The sequence below is a fragment of the Candidatus Dedyshia acidiphila genome (assembly GCF_051025295.1).
Lineage (GTDB): Bacteria > Acidobacteriota > Terriglobia > Terriglobales > Acidobacteriaceae > KBS-83.
Genome location: NZ_JBMGJV010000007.1, coordinates 12254 through 27654 on the forward strand (window position 1 = coordinate 12254; position 15401 = coordinate 27654).

Consider the following 15401-nt stretch of genomic DNA (forward strand, 5'->3'; position numbering starts at 1 on the left):
GGTCAGTCAAGCTCCAGAGTAAAGGATCAGCGGTAGCCTTTTGTGCGGAAGCGCGAGACGGAGACATAGAACGTGTTTGCATCCGTGCGCCCGTTGTTGTTCAGGCTCGCGAGATGCTGGTAGCGGTAGCCAATAGAGACCGCCTGCCGCGCCTTCCGGAAGACGTTCACGCCCGTGCCGAAATCGACGATGTAGTTCAGTTCCGTGCCTTGTGGCGAGAGCACCGGCTTGGTGAAGTAAAGCAGGCCGGCATTCGTGCTGAAAAAGGGCTGCACGCGGTGCATGGGGAATAAGTCGGTCTGGAAGCCGGCAGGGCTCAGGCCGCTGCCGTAGGCGCGTGTGCGCTTCAGCAACGGATCGGTTGCGCCGGGGTTCGGCTGGTCGAGCATCGCGAGTGCGGTGAGCTCTGGTGAGTAACGCAAGGTGACATGCTCCCACCGCGCCATTTCATAGGAGTAGCGCACATCGATCGGCATGTACTTGATGTCCTTCGCCGTGCCGAACAGGTGCCCCGACATGAGCGACAGTCCCCACCAGGCGCCGAACTCATGCACGCCGCCGGGACGGGGAAACAGCGGCAGCTCCTCGGCCGGAGGTCGACGCATCGCGGTGCGAACCATCGGCTGGTCGGGGCTGTCGGGTGCCGCGCGTTCTGCGGCAGCGGTCGTCGCGGTCTCACTGCGCAGTTCGTCGTCTGCATCGGCGTCCTCGCGAAAGAAGCTGTTCGACCTCACGGTGCGTGTGTCGCGGTACCACGGCACACGGAAGCGCAGGATGTTGGCGGTGCCGCGCGACGGAGACAAGAACTGATAGAAGGTCAGCGCGACTGGATTGCGGCTGACGTGCTCGAGCCGCCGCACCACGTGCTTATCGAGCACATCCTCGGCCATGGTCCAAAGCATGCCTCCGACCGGCGTCGTGACGAACTCCACCCAGCCTGTCTCGTTGGTGTAGACCTTGCCCTTCTCGTCAGCAAAATAGTGATCGCCATTGTGACCAATACTGGCTTCGCCCAGCGGTCCCAGCTTCCACTCAAAGCTATAGAAGGTGGAGAACGCACCAGCGCGCAGGATGCGACGATAGTACGGCCAGCTATTCTCCTGTTCGAGCGTCATGGACTTGGGATCGTTCTGGATCCACAAGAAATTAGTGATGGAGCCCATGATCGGATGGCCGACATAGACGTCGAGCATGGGGTTGCCATCGGACCACAGATCCCAGCGCCAGCCCTCGACCGAGTTGACATAGCGATCCCACCACTTACCGTGCGTCGTCTCGTAGCGGTACCAATAGCCGGTGTAGAGATTGCCTGCATTCTGGAATGCATTGAAGACCGCGGTCGAGATCACCAGCTGCCGCACATGCACCCGGCACAGCGGTGAGTGGGTGCGATCGTAGGGGCAATCGCGCGGCAGAACCTCTGGTTCACTCGGCCCCGTGTTGCGCGCGGGACGTGAGCTTGAGACCGAAGGACCTGGCGCCAGCGAAGAACCTAACGTTTCGGCATCGCGCATCGCGGGTGCAAACTCTGCTGGCGATTTCCAGAAAGCATCGGGCATGCGCTCTGAGGCTGCGAGCGGCGCGTCCGGGAGCGGTGCTTCCTCCGAGGACTGGGCGCGAGCCGCTACCGTGAACAGCGCGAGAGCAAAAAGCCCGAGCAGGGAGAGACCGCGGAACCGCACCGTATGCACGAAGACACGGCCGATACTGCGGGCCCGGAAACAGAGCAAGGACACGAAGCGGATCTCCCTTGATGATCCGGCGCGCGCGATATCTCGTTGCGACGAAGTGCCGGTAGTCAACGCCTTGGATTCATCGGGCATTCATTTTGCTGTCTTACACGCGCGGGTTTTGCTCGCCATGCAAGCCGCAGTCCCAAACGGGAACAGTGGCCGCGAGCCACGGCATCCAAATGACAGGAGAGTTCCCCCATGAAGGCTGTCGTTTTTCACGGCATTGGCGACGTTCGCCTTGAGCAGGTTCCCGATCCGAGCATCCAGGACCCGAATGACGCGATCGTTCGCATCACTGCGTCTGCCATCTGCGGCACAGACCTACACTTCATCCGCGGCACCTTCACCGGCATGAAAGAAGGCCGCGTGATCGGCCACGAAGCCATCGGCATCGTGGAGGAGGTGGGCGCGGCGGTGCGCAACTTCCGCCGTGGTGATCGCGTGATCATCCCCTCGACCATTGGCTGCGGCAGCTGCACTTACTGCCGCGCGGGCTTCTATGCGCAGTGCGATCGTGCCAACCCGGCCGGCAAGCTCGGCGGCACGGTCTTCTTCGGCGGCCCCGAAAATGCTGGCGGCCTGGACGGACTACAGGCGGAGTACGCACGCGTGCCCTTCGCGGCGACTAACCTCGTTGCGCTACCTGAAGAGATCACTGACGACCAGGCGATCATGATGAGCGACATCCTGCCGACCTCGTATCAAGCGGCAGACATGGCGAACATTCATCCGGGCGATACGGTTGCGATCTTCGGCTGCGGGCCAGTGGGCATGCTGGCAATTGCCTGTGCGCAGCATCTCGGCGCCGGGCGGATCTTCGCGATCGATCAGGTCGCGTCGCGGCTGGATCAGGCGCGCCGCCATGGTGCGGAGGCCATCGATTTCAGCAAGGAGAGCCCAGTCGAGGTGCTGCGCGAACTGACGCTCGGATCAGGGCCGGATCGTGTGATCGACGCCGTCGGCATCGATGCTGCGACGGCGCACGCGCAGCCGGAGCAGCGGCAGGAGTTCACATCGGAGATGAAGACGGTCGCTCCGGACGCGAACAAGGCGGAAGGCAAATGGTGGGAGGGCGGAGCGCCGACCCAGGCTCTGGACTGGGCTGTCGCTTCGGTGGCCAAGGCAGGGTCGCTGTCGATCATCGGCGTCTACCCGCCCACACTGAAAAACTTCCCGGTTGGCGAGATGATGAACAAAAACCTGACCGTGCGCAGCGGCAATTGTAACCACCGCAAGTACCTGCCACGCTTGATCGAGCTGGTGCGCTCCGGCGTCATGCATCCCGAGCAGTTCTTCACCCAGCGTGCGCCGCTCGCCTCGGCGCTCGATGCGTATCACCACTTTGACCAGCACGAGCACGGCTGGCTGAAGGTGAAGCTCGAACCTGCGCAGGCGCAGAAGGCAGCCTGAAGCAAGCGGCCCTGCCGGGCAGAGGCTCTCATCAACTTCGCACGGCAGGGCCGTTCTATCTGGCTTTCGTTGACTATCCGGAGTGGCGAACCGACTGCGGCTCATCGTGCCCGCGCACAGTCGCCGTTTCCTTCGCCGATCCAATCTCTTCCGGGTCGGATGGATCTTCGCGTCCGGTCTCTTCCTGCCGCTGCTTCTCGGCTGGCGTCTTCACAGCCTTGATCTGGTCGTCGCCATCGTTCATGGAGCACCTCTGCTCCTTGAGATGCCGCCGCCCCTGGCTGCTAGAGTGCCGCTGCATCCAGAAACGACCGTGCATGCGCGCGCGCTAAGACGCTCGGTGTGATCGGGATGCCCGAAGCCGAGCCAACCACCGCATCGATGCCGCAGTAGGGGCAAACGGCCCTCTCGCCGCGACTGTCCGTGATCCAGTTCTTGATTTCGGTCGGCGAGTAGATGCGTTCGCAGTGGATGCACCCGCAGACCTCGCTTGCTTCGAGCTCGTGGCGATTTGCGGAGGTACGCCGATGCAACCGGCTTGCCTCGCGCTCGCGGTGCAGCCGGATGCGCCACGCCAGCAGCAGGAGGCCGGCCGCGAGGAACAGCGGCCACGTAGACGTTGCGGCATCGATAACTATGCTGCTGAGGCTCCCTTGTCCGGCCCATTCCATCCAGACAAGCGCAGCGAAGCACAGAAGCGCCGCACCGAGCATGGCGCTGATTGCTTCGCGCAGTGCGCGAAAGGCAGCGGCCGCGGGAAGCACGCATACCAGCGGCAGAAACATGACCCAGGCGTGTGCGCCAGAGCCGGCCACGCCAGCCTGAGACAACGTGAACGCATCTGCGAGCACCAGCAGCAACTGCGCCCACAGGACCACAAGCTCTGCCCGGCTGCGTTCGATCGCCATGCCTGAACACTAGCAGGTCTGGCGGGCACGTCCGGCCGCGCCCGCTGCGCGGCCTACTGGACGCCGATCACCGCTGTGCCGAATGGCGGGATGGTCATGTGGTCGAGCCGGATCTGCTTGCTCTCGTAACCGTAGCTGTTCAGCAGCATCAGTCCGACGCCGCCCTGCACACCCTGCGCACTCAGGTCATAGGTCACCGTCTGCGGCTGGGCGCTCATGTTCAGCGCAACCAGCACAGACTTGCCCCGACCGAGGTAGTGGCGCAGGAAGCTGAACACATGCGGATCGTCGGGATTGATCGTAGTGTAGCCGCCGCTGATCAGCGCTGGCTCGATGTGACGCAGCGTGAGCAGTTGCTTGTAGAAGTTGAAGATTGAATCGTGCTCCTTCGCTTCGCTCTCCACGTTGTAGGTGGTCGAACTCGGCGGCACTGGCAGCCACGTCTTCACCGTGGGTGAAGTGAACCCGGCATTCGGACGCGCGGACGTCCACTGCATGGGCGTGCGTTCCCCGTCGCGGCCCTTGTCCTTCGGCCATCCCGTTCGTCCTACCGGATCTTTGACGTCTTCTATCCGCGTTGGCACTGTGGTGCGCATGCCGATCTCTTCGCCGTAGTACATCTGCGGCGTGCCGCGCGGCAGCAGTTCGAGCGCGGCCATCAGCTTGGCAATCTGATCGTTGTGCACGCCGTCGCCGTAGCGGTCCCACTCGCGTGCCTGGTCGTGATTGCTGAAGAAGTATTCCGGCCAGCCGTGCGCGGGATTGTTCTCCACTTCATCGAAGAGCTTGCGGAACTTCGGCGCGGAGAGCTCGTTCGCATCCGCGATCTGGAAGTCCATGGGAAGCTGCACTTCATCGTTGTGCGCGCCGTACATCTTCGAGAGTTCGAGGATGTTCGGCTCGTCCGCCTCGGAGATGATCACCGGATGGCCGGGGTAGCTGTCCACCAGCTGACGCATCTCGCGCAGGACGTCGTGCACCTCGGGCAGATTGTCCGTGTACTTGTGCTCGATATTCGGATCGCCAAATGCGTTGATGCCCGGCAGGATCGGATCGTCCTTCATGTCCGGGTCTTCGAACAGGCGGGAGATGGCATCGATGCGGAAGCCGGAGACGCCTTTGTCGAGCCAGTAGCGCATCACGTCGTACATCGCTTTGCGCACTTCCGGGTTGCGCCAGTTCAGGTCCGGCTGCTGCACGTAGAAGTAGTGATAGTAGTACTGGCCGGTCTTCGGATCGAGCGTCCACGCGGAGTGGCCAAACCAGGACTGCCAGTTATTCGGCGGCCCACCGTCTTTGCCGTCGCGCCACATATACCAGTCGCGCTTCGGATTCGTCTTCGACGAACGCGACTCCAGGAACCACGGATGCTGGTCCGAGGTGTGGTTCATCACCATATCCATGATCACGCGCAGGCCCTGCTGCTTCGCGGCCTTCAGCAGGTTGTCGAAGTCGCCCATCGTGCCGTACTGCGGGTCAATCGCTTCGTAATCGGCGATGTCGTAGCCGAAATCGACCTGCGGCGACGGATACATCGGCGTGATCCAGATGGCGTCGACGCCGAGCGACTTGAGATAGCTGAGCCGCTGCGCGATGCCGTTGATGTCACCCAGCCCATCATTGTTCGTGTCCTGAAAGCTGCGTGGGTACACCTCGTAGATCACGGCGTGTTTCCACCACACATCGCCGTTGGTGGGCAGCGTCTCTGCCGTCTTCGCGGCCACCTGTGCCACTGCCGCCCGGGGAGCCAGCGCACCCAGGCAAATCGCACTCCAGACACCCAGCCACAGCCACACTCGGCGCAAGCTTGTCTCCTCTTGAAAACACTGAGCAGCATACGCGAGCCGGTTGTGCGTCTGCACGCGGATATGCGTGCAAGTAGACACGCGGTTCGTATGCTGTCGTACCGAAGCCGCAACGCACCCTTGACCCCGGAAGCACGGCCCTCCGACAATGACCGCCATGCATCCAGTGGTCGAACAGACATTTGCGGTACTCGCCGAGCCGCTGGCCGGCTGCCCGGCCGAGGCGCTTTTGCGGCATCCCGGCGGAAACACGGATGTCTGGTCGGCGTGGCAGGTGATTGACCACCTGTCCCGCACCTGGACAGCGACGAGCGTCGGAATCGCAGAGCGGCTCCAGAAAGGTCGGCCACTCCAGACCAGGCCCAGCATGCAGCAGCGCATCGGGACCGTAGCCGTTTGCCGGCTGGGCTATTTCCCGAACGGGCGCAAGGCGCCAGGGATCGTCGTCCCGGCTGCGAAGCCCCACATGCTGCTAACCGGAGACATGCTGGCAGAGCAGATGCGCGCCACTCTGACCGAGATGAATGAGCGGCTGTCCCAGGCTGAGCAGAACGCCGGCCGTGCCCGGTTCCTGACTCACCCCGTACTGGGGCCACTCAGCATCGCGGACTGGCGGTTGTTTCACCGCGCACATGCGCGGCACCACGCGCCGCAGTTGCAGCGCGCAGTTCGCGGCTAGCGTTTACTTGACCTGCGAAAGCAGCAGCTTGCCGATCGTCTGGAGCTGCATGTTGGATGTGCCCTCGTAGATCTTGCCGATCTTCGAGTCGCGGTAGAGCTTCTCGACCGGATAGTCTTTCACGAAGCCGTAGCCGCCGAAGATCTCGACTGCCTTACTGGCACAGCGCTCCGCCACGTGCGAGGCAAAGTACTTGGCCATGGCCGCTTCCTTTACAAAATCGAGCCCGCCGTCCTTCAGCCGCGCGGCGTTGTAGACCATCATGCGTGTGGCCTCGATCTCGGTGGCCATCTCGGCGAGCTGGAAGAGCACGCCCTGGAACTCCGCGATCGGCTTGCCGAACTGCTTGCGCTCCTTCGCATACTTCGCGGCGTGGTTCCACGCACCCTGCGCGAGCCCCAGCATCTGCGCGCCAATCCCGATGCGGCCCTCGTTCAGCGTCTCGATCGCAATCTTGTAACCCTTGCCGACCTCGCCAAGCACGTTCGCAACCGGCACCTTGCAGTCGTCGAAGATCAGCTCGCAGGTCGACGAGGCGCGAATCCCCAGCTTGTCTTCCTTCTTGCCGACCGCGAACCCGGGGAAGTGCTTCTCCACCAGGAACGCCGTGATGCCCTTATAGCCGGCGCCGCGATCGACCGTTGCGAAGACGACGAACAGTCCGGCTTCCTTGGCATTCGTGATCCAGAGCTTCTGCCCGTTCAGGACGTAGTGCTCGCCCCGGCGCTCGGCCTTGGTCTCGAGCGCGAATGCATCGCTGCCGGAGCCTGCCTCGCTCAGCGCGTACGCCGCCACCATGTCGGTCGCCAGGCGGGGCAGATACTGCTGCTTCTGCGCCTCCGTGCCCCAGCGCAGCAGCGCGTTGATCGACAGTGTGTTCTGCACATCGACCATCACGCCGACCGAGGGATCGACGGCGGAGATCTCTTCGACGGCCAGGATAGCCTCGAAGAATGTGCCGCCCGCGCCGCCGTACTTGACCGGCACCTCGATGCCCATCAGGCCGAGGTTGAAAAGCTGCGGCAGCAGCGACGGATGGAAGTGCTGCTCCTCATCCATCTTGCGCACCAGTGGCGCAATGATCTCTCCCGCAAACTGGCGTACTGTATCGCGGAACAACTGCTCGTCTTCGGAAAGACGGCTCAGCGGGGGAGTCTGCATCGCTTCCAGCGCAACTGTGGACATGAATCAACACCTCGAAACAACAGATCGTCCGGACGGTGGAGGCGCCTATCAGAGCACACCAACCCCCGCCCAAAACAGTGAAGTGTAGCAGGGCCGAGTGAACGCATGCACTCGGGTTCAGCCGTGCCTGTACCCGCGTTGCATCACGCTGAATTCACGGGTGCGCCAGCTGCGACAAGCAGCGGCACACATCAGTGCAGCAGCCCGAACTCGACCACCCCAGTCGGCGTACCGACGAACACCTTGCCATTGACCACGACCGGCGCGATGAACTTGTTCCCGGTGAAGCTGTCACGGTTGTTGGCTGCCTGCTGGCTGTTGTAGAGCTCGTGTTGCAGGTTGGTCGCGTCGTAGGCATGCAGCACGCCATTGCCGCCGCTGGGCGTCTCGGCTGCCCACGCGATTGCGTTCTGTGTGCCGTTCGCGGAGATCACGGGTGTCGCGCCCGGGTAAGGGAAGCTCGCAGCCGACGTGCTGCCCGGTGTGGAGGTAGTCTTCGCCTGCACGAACGGGAAGGCCTTCAGGTGATCCCCAATCGCCGCGTAGTACAGCGTGCCGTTGAAGAACGCGCCTGTCGAGAACACGCCATTCGAGAAGGGCTGCAGATCCTCCCAGGCATTGCTGTTGTCGGAGGTCTTCTCGTTGATCTTGCCCATGTTGTCGCGATCCACGATGTACATGTGCGTGTTCTTGCCGGCCACCACGGCCAGGTGCCGCGCCGTGCCGGCGGCATCGGTCAGATCCGGCATCAGCAGAATGCCGCCGGAACCGATGTCGAGGTCCTGGTTCGAATCCCCCACGCCGTTGTAGGACTCGAAGTAGTCTGCTGGCATCAGGCTCGCGCTCAGCTTCAGGATCGTGTTGCCGTAGTCATGCTTGCTGGGAAAGCCCTGCGCATCGAGTGTGGTGTCGAAGTCGCCGTTCGCTACCGCGGCGTAGATGTTTCCCGCGGCATCGGCTGCCATGCCGTCGCCCGACATCCACACGCTGCCCTCAATACCCGCCGGTGTCAGATTGATGATCGCCGTCTGCTGTAGCGTGCTCTCGTCATAGGCCATGATCCAGCCGTTGTAAGGCAAGCTATCGCAATGCGAGGTCCAGGTCAGATACACGTTGCCATTGACGAGTAGCAGCGCAGCGCGCTCGGCGTACTGCTTGGGATCAAAGGTGAGCTTGCCGCCCGAAGCGTTCGGACCAGAGCCCGGGAAGGTGCCTTGAATCTCGACCGGGCTGCCGGCCAACTCCGCTCCTGTCGTGAGGTTCAGCGCGTGCAGCCGCTGGTGAAAGCCACCGGAGCTGTCCGTCGTCATCGCGACTGCGTAGATGACGCCCTTCACCCGATCGATCACCGGGGTGGAGGTGATTCCCATCTTCGGCGAGATTTGGTCGCATCCAGGACTAGCGTCGCTGGCGGCTTCGCCTGCACCGGCGAGCGAGACATGCCAAAGCGTCGCCCCGTTGTCGGCGTTGAAGGCGTAAAGCGAGTCAAGCTCGCTTGCGACATAGAGCACGTTGGCAGTACCGCCGTTGATGGCCAGCCCCGAAAGATAAAGCGGCTGCGCATCGACCTTGCCATCGGCGGAGAAGAATCCAACCTTGCCGAAGGTGGTGCTCGCCACATTCGTCGTCGTCAGCGAAGTCTCCTGCGCGTTCAGGCCGGCTCGCGTGTTGTCGTAGTGGAAGGTGGAGACATCCACGCCCGCAGCCGCTCCAACCGTGAGCGCCAGCGTCGCGCTGTGCGTCAACGCGCCGGCGGTTCCTGAAAATGTCACAGTGGCTGCACCCTGCGCCGCCCCTGGAGTCGCGCTGAACGTGATGTTCTGGGCGGTGCCTGGAGTCAACGTCAGCGTCGCCGGGTTCGCGGTGACGCCGGCGGGAAGGCCAGTGAGCGAGACAGAGACCGGCGACGTGAATCCGCCCAAAGCATTTGCAGTCACGGCGACGGTGGTGCTGCCGCCGGCGCTGAGCGCTGCCGTCGGTGGCGCGAGGCTCAAGCCGAAGTCGGGTCCAGCGGCTGCCACGGCGAGCGTCAACGTTGCCGAGTGGGTAAGCGTGCCAGCGGTTCCGGTCAGCGTCACCGCGGCCTGTCCCGCCACTGCGTTCGGAGCCGCCGTGAAGGTCATGGTCTGGGGCGTAGCCGCGGTCAGGCTCACGCTGGCTGGTGACACCGTAACGCCGGTCGGCAGCCCCGCGGCCGACACGGTGACCGGGGCGCTGAAGCCAGAGATCGCAATTGCGCTTACAGAGACAGTCTGCCCGGCGGCACCTGCTGTCAGTGAGAGCGTCGTCGGCGCCGCTGCAAGCGTGTAATCGGCCGTGGCCGTGGATGTCTTGCTGGAGCTGCCGCCACATCCCGTGAGGATGAGCAGGCACATCGCCGTAACGGCAGCAAACAAAGACAAGTGGGAGCGACGACAGCGCATGCAGACCACCTCCGGGCCATGATGGGATGAGCCTGCCGGGGCAACTGGGGCTCACGATTCCAAACTTTGGCTCCGCTGCACTATGCAGTCCGCCAGAAAAAGAGCCGCACGTGCGCGGCCCCTCTTAGGATTGCATTCTGGACGGACGGGCTGCCTCTCGTCTGCTTGCCTCGTTAACGAAACGCCTGTTCCGGCCCCTCATCCGCTGCGGGTGCGTACCCAGCCAGGCACCACCGACCCTCTGATTCGCTCTCCGGTGCAGTTATCGGGCAAGAAAAAAGCCCGCCATGGCGGCGGGCCTTTCTCCATTGATATTGCCTTATGCGTGAGCGGCTTCGCGGGCCGGGGCGGCCTTGCGCAGCGCATCCGCCTTGTCCGTTGCTTCCCAGGTGAAGTCCTTCTCCGCCCGGCCGAAGTGACCGTACGCAGCAGTCTTCTTGTAGATGGGACGACGCAGGTCGAGGCTCTCGATGATGCCCTTCGGCGTCAATGAGAAGTTCTCGCGCACCAGCGTCTGCAATGCCTGGTTGCTGACCTTGCCGGTCCCGAAGGTGTCCACCAGCACGCTGACCGGCTCTGCCACGCCGATCGCATACGCCAGCTGCACCTCGCAACGGTCCGCCAGACCCGCGGCCACGATGTTCTTGGCGATGTAGCGCGCCATGTACGCAGCCGAACGATCCACCTTTGTCGGATCCTTGCCGCTGAACGCGCCTCCGCCGTGCCGGCCCATGCCACCGTACGTATCGACGATGATTTTGCGGCCGGTCAGGCCGGTGTCGCCCATCGGGCCGCCGATGACAAATCGTCCCGTCGGGTTGATGTGGTACTTCGTGTCCTGGTCCAGCAGCCGGGCCGGGATCACGGCCTGGATGACATGCTTGAGGATGTCGCGGCGCAGCTCGTCGTTGCTGACCGTCTCTGCGTGCTGCGTTGAGATGACGACTGCATCGACGCGCACCGGCTTGCCGGCCTCGTCGTACTCGACCGTGACCTGGCTCTTGCCGTCGGGCCTTAGGTACGCCATCTGGCCGCTCTTGCGCACGTCGGTCAGGCGCTGGGTCAGCTTGTGGGCCAGCGAAATGGGCGTCGGCATCAGCTCCGGCGTCTCGTTGGTGGCGTAACCGAACATCATGCCCTGGTCGCCGGCACCGCCGGTGTCCACACCCATGGCGATGTCGCCGGACTGCTTGTTGATGGTCGAAATGACTGAGCAGGTGTTCGAGTCGAAGCCGTACAGGGCGTTGTCGTAGCCAATGGCTGCTACCGTGCCACGCACCAGCGACTGGAAGTCCACGTAGGCCTGGGTCGTGATCTCACCGGCAATGACGACCAGGCCAGTGCACGTCAGCGTCTCGCAGGCAACGCGGCTGAAGGGATCCTGCTCCAGGCAGGCATCGAGGATCGCATCGGAGATCTGGTCGGCGATCTTGTCCGGATGACCTTCAGTCACGGACTCCGAAGTAAACAGAAATTTATCGCGTGGTTGTGACAAAACGAGCTTCCTCCTCTACCGTCTCTGCCGTGTTCCGTGGAAGCGCATGGGATTCAGAAGCGTTGAGCTCCTTCGCCGACAGCGGGACGCGGCAGGTGACCCCAACAAGAAGCGTCTAGGGTCACCCCGTAACGGTACCAAAGCCCGCGAACAGACGGCAAAGCTGTTGACGTGAACCGCTCGCCTGCGCTCTAGACGGTGGGAAACCGCCCCTCAGCGGGGTGCCGGCTCTGCCAATGCCGTTGGCTCGCGAAGTACATACAGGCGATACCCCGGCGCGGGCTGCGGACGACCCCACCACCGCACCACCCCGGGAGAGGGGCGATCGACACGAATACGGTAGTTCTGGTCGAGCCAGCTCTGGAACTCAGGCCATGCGCTCAACTTTCGATAACCAGTCGTCCCATCCAGGAAGAACGAATCGACGAGCACGACTACTTTTGGCGGCTTGGCATCGACAGCACGCAGGAAGTCGAGACGGGAGTCTTGAACCGCGGTTTTCGTAGCATTCCCAAAAAGGAACTCATCGTAGATAACTCCTGTGCTCTGGACCAGCGCCAACCTGTCCAGCGTGGCAATGCACCCCTGGACTGAGTCGAGGCACTGAACCCTGCCATTTAGGGCCTGCTGATCGAATGCTTGCAGGTCGTGCGAAAGAGCGTCACCGAAGCTGTCATGCGGTACGAAATGCGTAGCCCGCGCCAGGGACATCGGTGCGATCACCAAGGCGCCGATCAGCAGCGCAGCGCAGGACAGCACACGCGCGGCGATCGGGCCAGAGCCGAGCCAATCCTCGAAGTCCCAGACGAGCAGCGGCAGCAAAAACATCAAGAAGGGGTAGCGGTGGTACGGAAGACCCTTGCCCTGAGAGATATACATGGCAAGCCCGCCAAGCGCACCACTGCCAAGGACCATTCGTAATCTGTTTGTGGACTCGATTTTTCTGCGCAAGGTCTGCGCAGCCACCCAGATCCCGACCAGAGCAGAGAACGGCGCGAGCACGTGCGTGAGGAGATAGCCCAGACTGCGCCTCGCGAGGCTGGCGTGGAACGGCAGGAGCACGCGAGCAGTAACAAAAAATGCGCTTAGCGCCTGGTTTGCGGCAAGATAGCCGACGGCCACGGCAAGCGGGAGCGCGAATGCGCCAGTCGCTGCGCCGACAACCAGCAGCAGTCTCCGTCTTCTAACGCCACGATCGACCAGGATCAGGACGGCGCCACACGCGATCGTGACCAGAATGCCGTTCGGCTTGATGGTGAACGCGCAGCCGTGGGCCAGGCCAAACAAGCTCGCGCCGACAACGGGGTGTTTCTCGGACAGGGTGTAGAAGCAAACCACTCCCATGAGCAGAAGCACGCTGACCTGGAGGTCTCGCTGTGCCAACTGCGCGATCCCGTCGCCCCAATGCGCGACCGCGAACAGTACAGCGGCGATGATGGCAGCCTGCCAGCGGCGTATCCCGAACAGAGCGAGCAGGATGCCGCCGGTAAGCAGTATTAGCAATGCGTCAAAGAAACGCCACGCGGCACTCGATGGCCCGAACAGATGGCGCACGAGCGCATCAACAGCAAAGCAACCTGGGAAATTGATCTCCTGGAAGTCGCGATACGGTGCAAACCCATGACTGATCAGGAGTGTGTCGTACCGGATCAAGCGTGCATCGCCCACCATCGGCCAGTGCCGGGTGAGCCAGAGAAAGCAGATGGCGATGAGAACGACTACGGCACTGAGCGCGGTGAGGACCGGCTGTAGCGGGCGGCGTGCCTGCGCAGCAGGGGGCGCTTCGAAGGTAGGGACGGAGGGCACGCGTCCAGCCTAAGTCAAGCGGCCGGCTCCCGCTGGCACGGTGGGCCGAACGGATGCAGCCGCAGCCCGGCGGAGCGAAGAGCCGGAACTACTCGGGGCCGTTCGCGGGAGTCGACTGCGCTGCCAGAGCGGAGGTCATGCCGGTGGTTTTGGCCGCAGCCGTGGCCTTGTTGTGCACATATCCCCAGACGAACCAACTCATACCGGCAACCAGGAGAAGGAGGGCAAGGACACCAGCCCAGCGCCGGAAGCTCTCGTTGGCGCTCGATTCGTGGACACGCGAGCGGCCGACGTTCTCGGCGAACTCCATCCAGGTCGGGTCATCTTCCCGGAAGGTGTCGATCTCGTGCGCTGTTTCCTTGTACCGGTTTACCCAGGCGTCTTCATCAAGGCCAGCCGTGCGCGCATAGCTGCGGACGATGCTCTTGCGGAACACACCGCCTGGCAATTGCTCGAAGTCCTCGCGCTCGACCGCCTGCAGATAACGCACGGTGATCTTGGTCGCAGCTGCGATCGCCTCGAGCGTCACGCCCTTGGCCTCTCTTGCCTTCTTCAGGTCCACTCCAAAGCTGCCCATATCGTCCTCTGGCGTCGGTCCTTCTCCGCCATTGTGTTGCGGCGTTCTCCTCAACGGGCCCGGATGCGACGTGACATTCAGCCAATACGATTCGGCGTGTCCAAATCAGACAGAGAAATCGAGCAGCCGATTACGAAAGTCCTGAAACACCGTACGCCTTTTCCCAAAACAGCGGAGCACCACTTTCCGGGCATACCGGCATCCCCGTCTGGTACCGGGAGCCGTTAACTGCTTGCTACACTCCAACTCAAGCCTTTTCGCGTCCCTCTATGAACAAGCTCGTCATCGGCAACCTGCTGCACCGCCCCATTCGCGTCGCCATCAGCATCCTGGCTGTTGCTATTGAAGTCATCATGATCCTCTCGATCACCGGCGTCTTCATTGGACAGGTGAGTGGCAGCCGGTCCAACACTCTGGGTGTGGGCGCCGACATGGTGATTCAGCCGCCCAACGCCAGCTTTCTGACCTCGATCGGCGGCGCCCCGGTGCCGGCCAGGGTTGCCGACGTGATCCGCAAGCTGCCCCACGTCGCTGTGGTCGCTCCTGTTATCTCGCAGCTCAGTACCGCCGGCGCTGTCGAGAGCATTCTTGGCATCGATTACGACAGCTATAACGCGCTGCGCCCCTTTCACTTTCTCGCCGGCACTCCCTTTACCGGACCCGATGACGTCATTCTCGACGACTATGCGGCAAAGCGCGATAAGGGGTACCACGTCGGTGACGTGATTCAGATCTTCCACCGCCCTTTTCATGTGTGCGGCATCGTCGAGCACGGTAAAGGCGGCCGCAAGTTCCTGCCCATCCACACACTCGGCGCCCTTAATGGCGCAGAAAACAACGCCTCCTTCTTCTATCTGAAGACCGACGACCCCCGAAACCAGTCACTCGTCCGTGAGGAGATCCACAACGCGCCGGGACTGAGCGAATACGAGGTCCACACCGTCGAAGAGATGCTCTCGCAGATGACGCCGGAGCACCTGCCCGGCTTCAACATCGCGCTGCGTGTCGTCATCTCCATCGCTTTCATCGTCGGCTTCCTGGTGATCTTTCAGTCGATGTACACCGCTGTCATGGAGCGCACCCGGGAGATCGGCATTCTGAAGTCGCTCGGCGCTTCAAAGCTCTACATCGTCAACGTGGTGTTGCGCGAAACCACGCTTTTCACCCTCGCCGGGATCGTCCTAGGGCTGCTACTGACCTTTGCGATCAAGGCCTTTCTCAAGGACCGCTTCCCTACCTTGCCCTTCCCGGTCGAGGGCCCCTGGATGCTCCGAACGGCTCTACTGGCCTTTATCGGCTCATTCCTCGGAGCACTTTACCCGGCATTCAAAGCCGCGCAGAAGGACCCGATCGACGCCCTGGCGTACGAGTAAGCGACGC

Annotated in this window: 12 protein-coding genes; 3 read left to right on the plus strand and 9 right to left on the minus strand. The window is 62.6% G+C overall.

Translation table 11 applies throughout. From position 1 onward, the window contains the following. Positions 1-26: 26 nt before the first annotated feature. Complete coding sequence (locus AC5IJH_RS04595; protein ID WP_491901628.1) at positions 27-1736, minus strand: acyloxyacyl hydrolase; 1710 nt, start codon at positions 1734-1736, stop codon at positions 27-29. A 195-nt stretch (positions 1737-1931) separates the two neighbouring features. Here AC5IJH_RS04595 and AC5IJH_RS04600 point away from each other — a divergent pair, with 195 nt between their 5' ends. Further along, entirely contained in the window at positions 1932-3143 is a 1212-nt protein-coding gene (locus AC5IJH_RS04600; protein WP_491901629.1) for a zinc-dependent alcohol dehydrogenase, read from the plus strand. 73 nt (positions 3144-3216) lie between these two features. Here the strand turns inward: AC5IJH_RS04600 and AC5IJH_RS04605 are convergent, their stop codons facing one another. The 3 genes from AC5IJH_RS04605 to AC5IJH_RS04615 are packed head-to-tail and all read right to left on the minus strand — an operon-like array spanning position 3217 to position 5847. Beyond that, the gene (locus tag AC5IJH_RS04605; RefSeq protein WP_491901630.1) at positions 3217-3387 is read right to left on the minus strand and encodes a hypothetical protein; all 171 of its coding nucleotides are present in this window, start codon (positions 3385-3387) and stop codon (positions 3217-3219) included. Between the two features lie 40 nt (positions 3388-3427). After that, positions 3428-4051, minus strand: coding sequence for a hypothetical protein (locus AC5IJH_RS04610; RefSeq protein ID WP_491901631.1), 624 nt, complete (start codon positions 4049-4051; stop codon positions 3428-3430). Positions 4052-4104: 53 nt separating this feature from the next. Beyond that, positions 4105-5847: an alpha-glucosidase gene (locus tag AC5IJH_RS04615; RefSeq protein ID WP_491901714.1), complete on the minus strand. Its 1743-nt coding sequence runs from the start codon at positions 5845-5847 to the stop codon at positions 4105-4107. Positions 5848-6013: 166 nt separating this feature from the next. Here AC5IJH_RS04615 and AC5IJH_RS04620 point away from each other — a divergent pair, with 166 nt between their 5' ends. After that, positions 6014-6535 (plus strand): DinB family protein, encoded by a 522-nt coding sequence (locus tag AC5IJH_RS04620; protein ID WP_491901632.1) that lies wholly within the window; start codon positions 6014-6016, stop codon positions 6533-6535. Positions 6536-6538: 3 nt separating this feature from the next. Here AC5IJH_RS04620 and AC5IJH_RS04625 read toward each other — a convergent pair whose 3' ends face one another. From AC5IJH_RS04625 to AC5IJH_RS04645, 5 genes are all read right to left on the minus strand, one after another. Then, positions 6539-7720, minus strand: a complete 1182-nt coding sequence (locus AC5IJH_RS04625; RefSeq protein ID WP_491901633.1) for an acyl-CoA dehydrogenase — start codon at positions 7718-7720, stop codon at positions 6539-6541. A gap of 191 nt (positions 7721-7911) precedes the next feature. Next, positions 7912-10143: a hypothetical protein gene (locus AC5IJH_RS04630; RefSeq protein WP_491901634.1), complete on the minus strand. Its 2232-nt coding sequence runs from the start codon at positions 10141-10143 to the stop codon at positions 7912-7914. Between the two features lie 319 nt (positions 10144-10462). Continuing rightward, a complete protein-coding gene (gene metK / locus AC5IJH_RS04635) occupies positions 10463-11638 on the minus strand; it encodes a methionine adenosyltransferase (protein WP_491901635.1) in 1176 nt (391 codons plus the stop codon). Between the two features lie 213 nt (positions 11639-11851). Next, positions 11852-13444: a glycosyltransferase family 39 protein gene (locus tag AC5IJH_RS04640; protein WP_491901636.1), complete on the minus strand. Its 1593-nt coding sequence runs from the start codon at positions 13442-13444 to the stop codon at positions 11852-11854. 88 nt (positions 13445-13532) lie between these two features. Continuing rightward, positions 13533-14021, minus strand: a complete 489-nt coding sequence (locus tag AC5IJH_RS04645; RefSeq protein ID WP_491901637.1) for a helix-turn-helix domain-containing protein — start codon at positions 14019-14021, stop codon at positions 13533-13535. Between the two features lie 269 nt (positions 14022-14290). On the opposite strand from AC5IJH_RS04645, the gene AC5IJH_RS04650 reads away from it, so the two are divergent. Then, on the plus strand, positions 14291-15394 hold the full coding sequence (locus AC5IJH_RS04650; protein WP_491901638.1) for an ABC transporter permease: 1104 nt from the start codon (positions 14291-14293) through the stop codon (positions 15392-15394). The last annotated feature ends 7 nt before the right edge of the window (positions 15395-15401 follow it).

What these genes read in the sequence shown, in the direction of transcription:
- AC5IJH_RS04610 (WP_491901631.1), bottom strand. Translation starts at nt 4,051, where the DNA reads ATGGCGATCGAACGCAGCCGGGCAGAGCTTGTGGTCCTGTGGGCGCAG.
- AC5IJH_RS04605 (WP_491901630.1), bottom strand. Translation starts at nt 3,387, where the DNA reads ATGAACGATGGCGACGACCAGATCAAGGCTGTGAAGACGCCAGCCGAG.
- AC5IJH_RS04650 (WP_491901638.1), top strand. Translation starts at nt 14,291, where the DNA reads ATGAACAAGCTCGTCATCGGCAACCTGCTGCACCGCCCCATTCGCGTC.
- AC5IJH_RS04625 (WP_491901633.1), bottom strand. Translation starts at nt 7,720, where the DNA reads ATGTCCACAGTTGCGCTGGAAGCGATGCAGACTCCCCCGCTGAGCCGT.
- AC5IJH_RS04620 (WP_491901632.1), top strand. Translation starts at nt 6,014, where the DNA reads ATGCATCCAGTGGTCGAACAGACATTTGCGGTACTCGCCGAGCCGCTG.
- AC5IJH_RS04600 (WP_491901629.1), top strand. Translation starts at nt 1,932, where the DNA reads ATGAAGGCTGTCGTTTTTCACGGCATTGGCGACGTTCGCCTTGAGCAG.
- AC5IJH_RS04630 (WP_491901634.1), bottom strand. Translation starts at nt 10,143, where the DNA reads ATGCGCTGTCGTCGCTCCCACTTGTCTTTGTTTGCTGCCGTTACGGCG.
- AC5IJH_RS04645 (WP_491901637.1), bottom strand. Translation starts at nt 14,021, where the DNA reads ATGGGCAGCTTTGGAGTGGACCTGAAGAAGGCAAGAGAGGCCAAGGGC.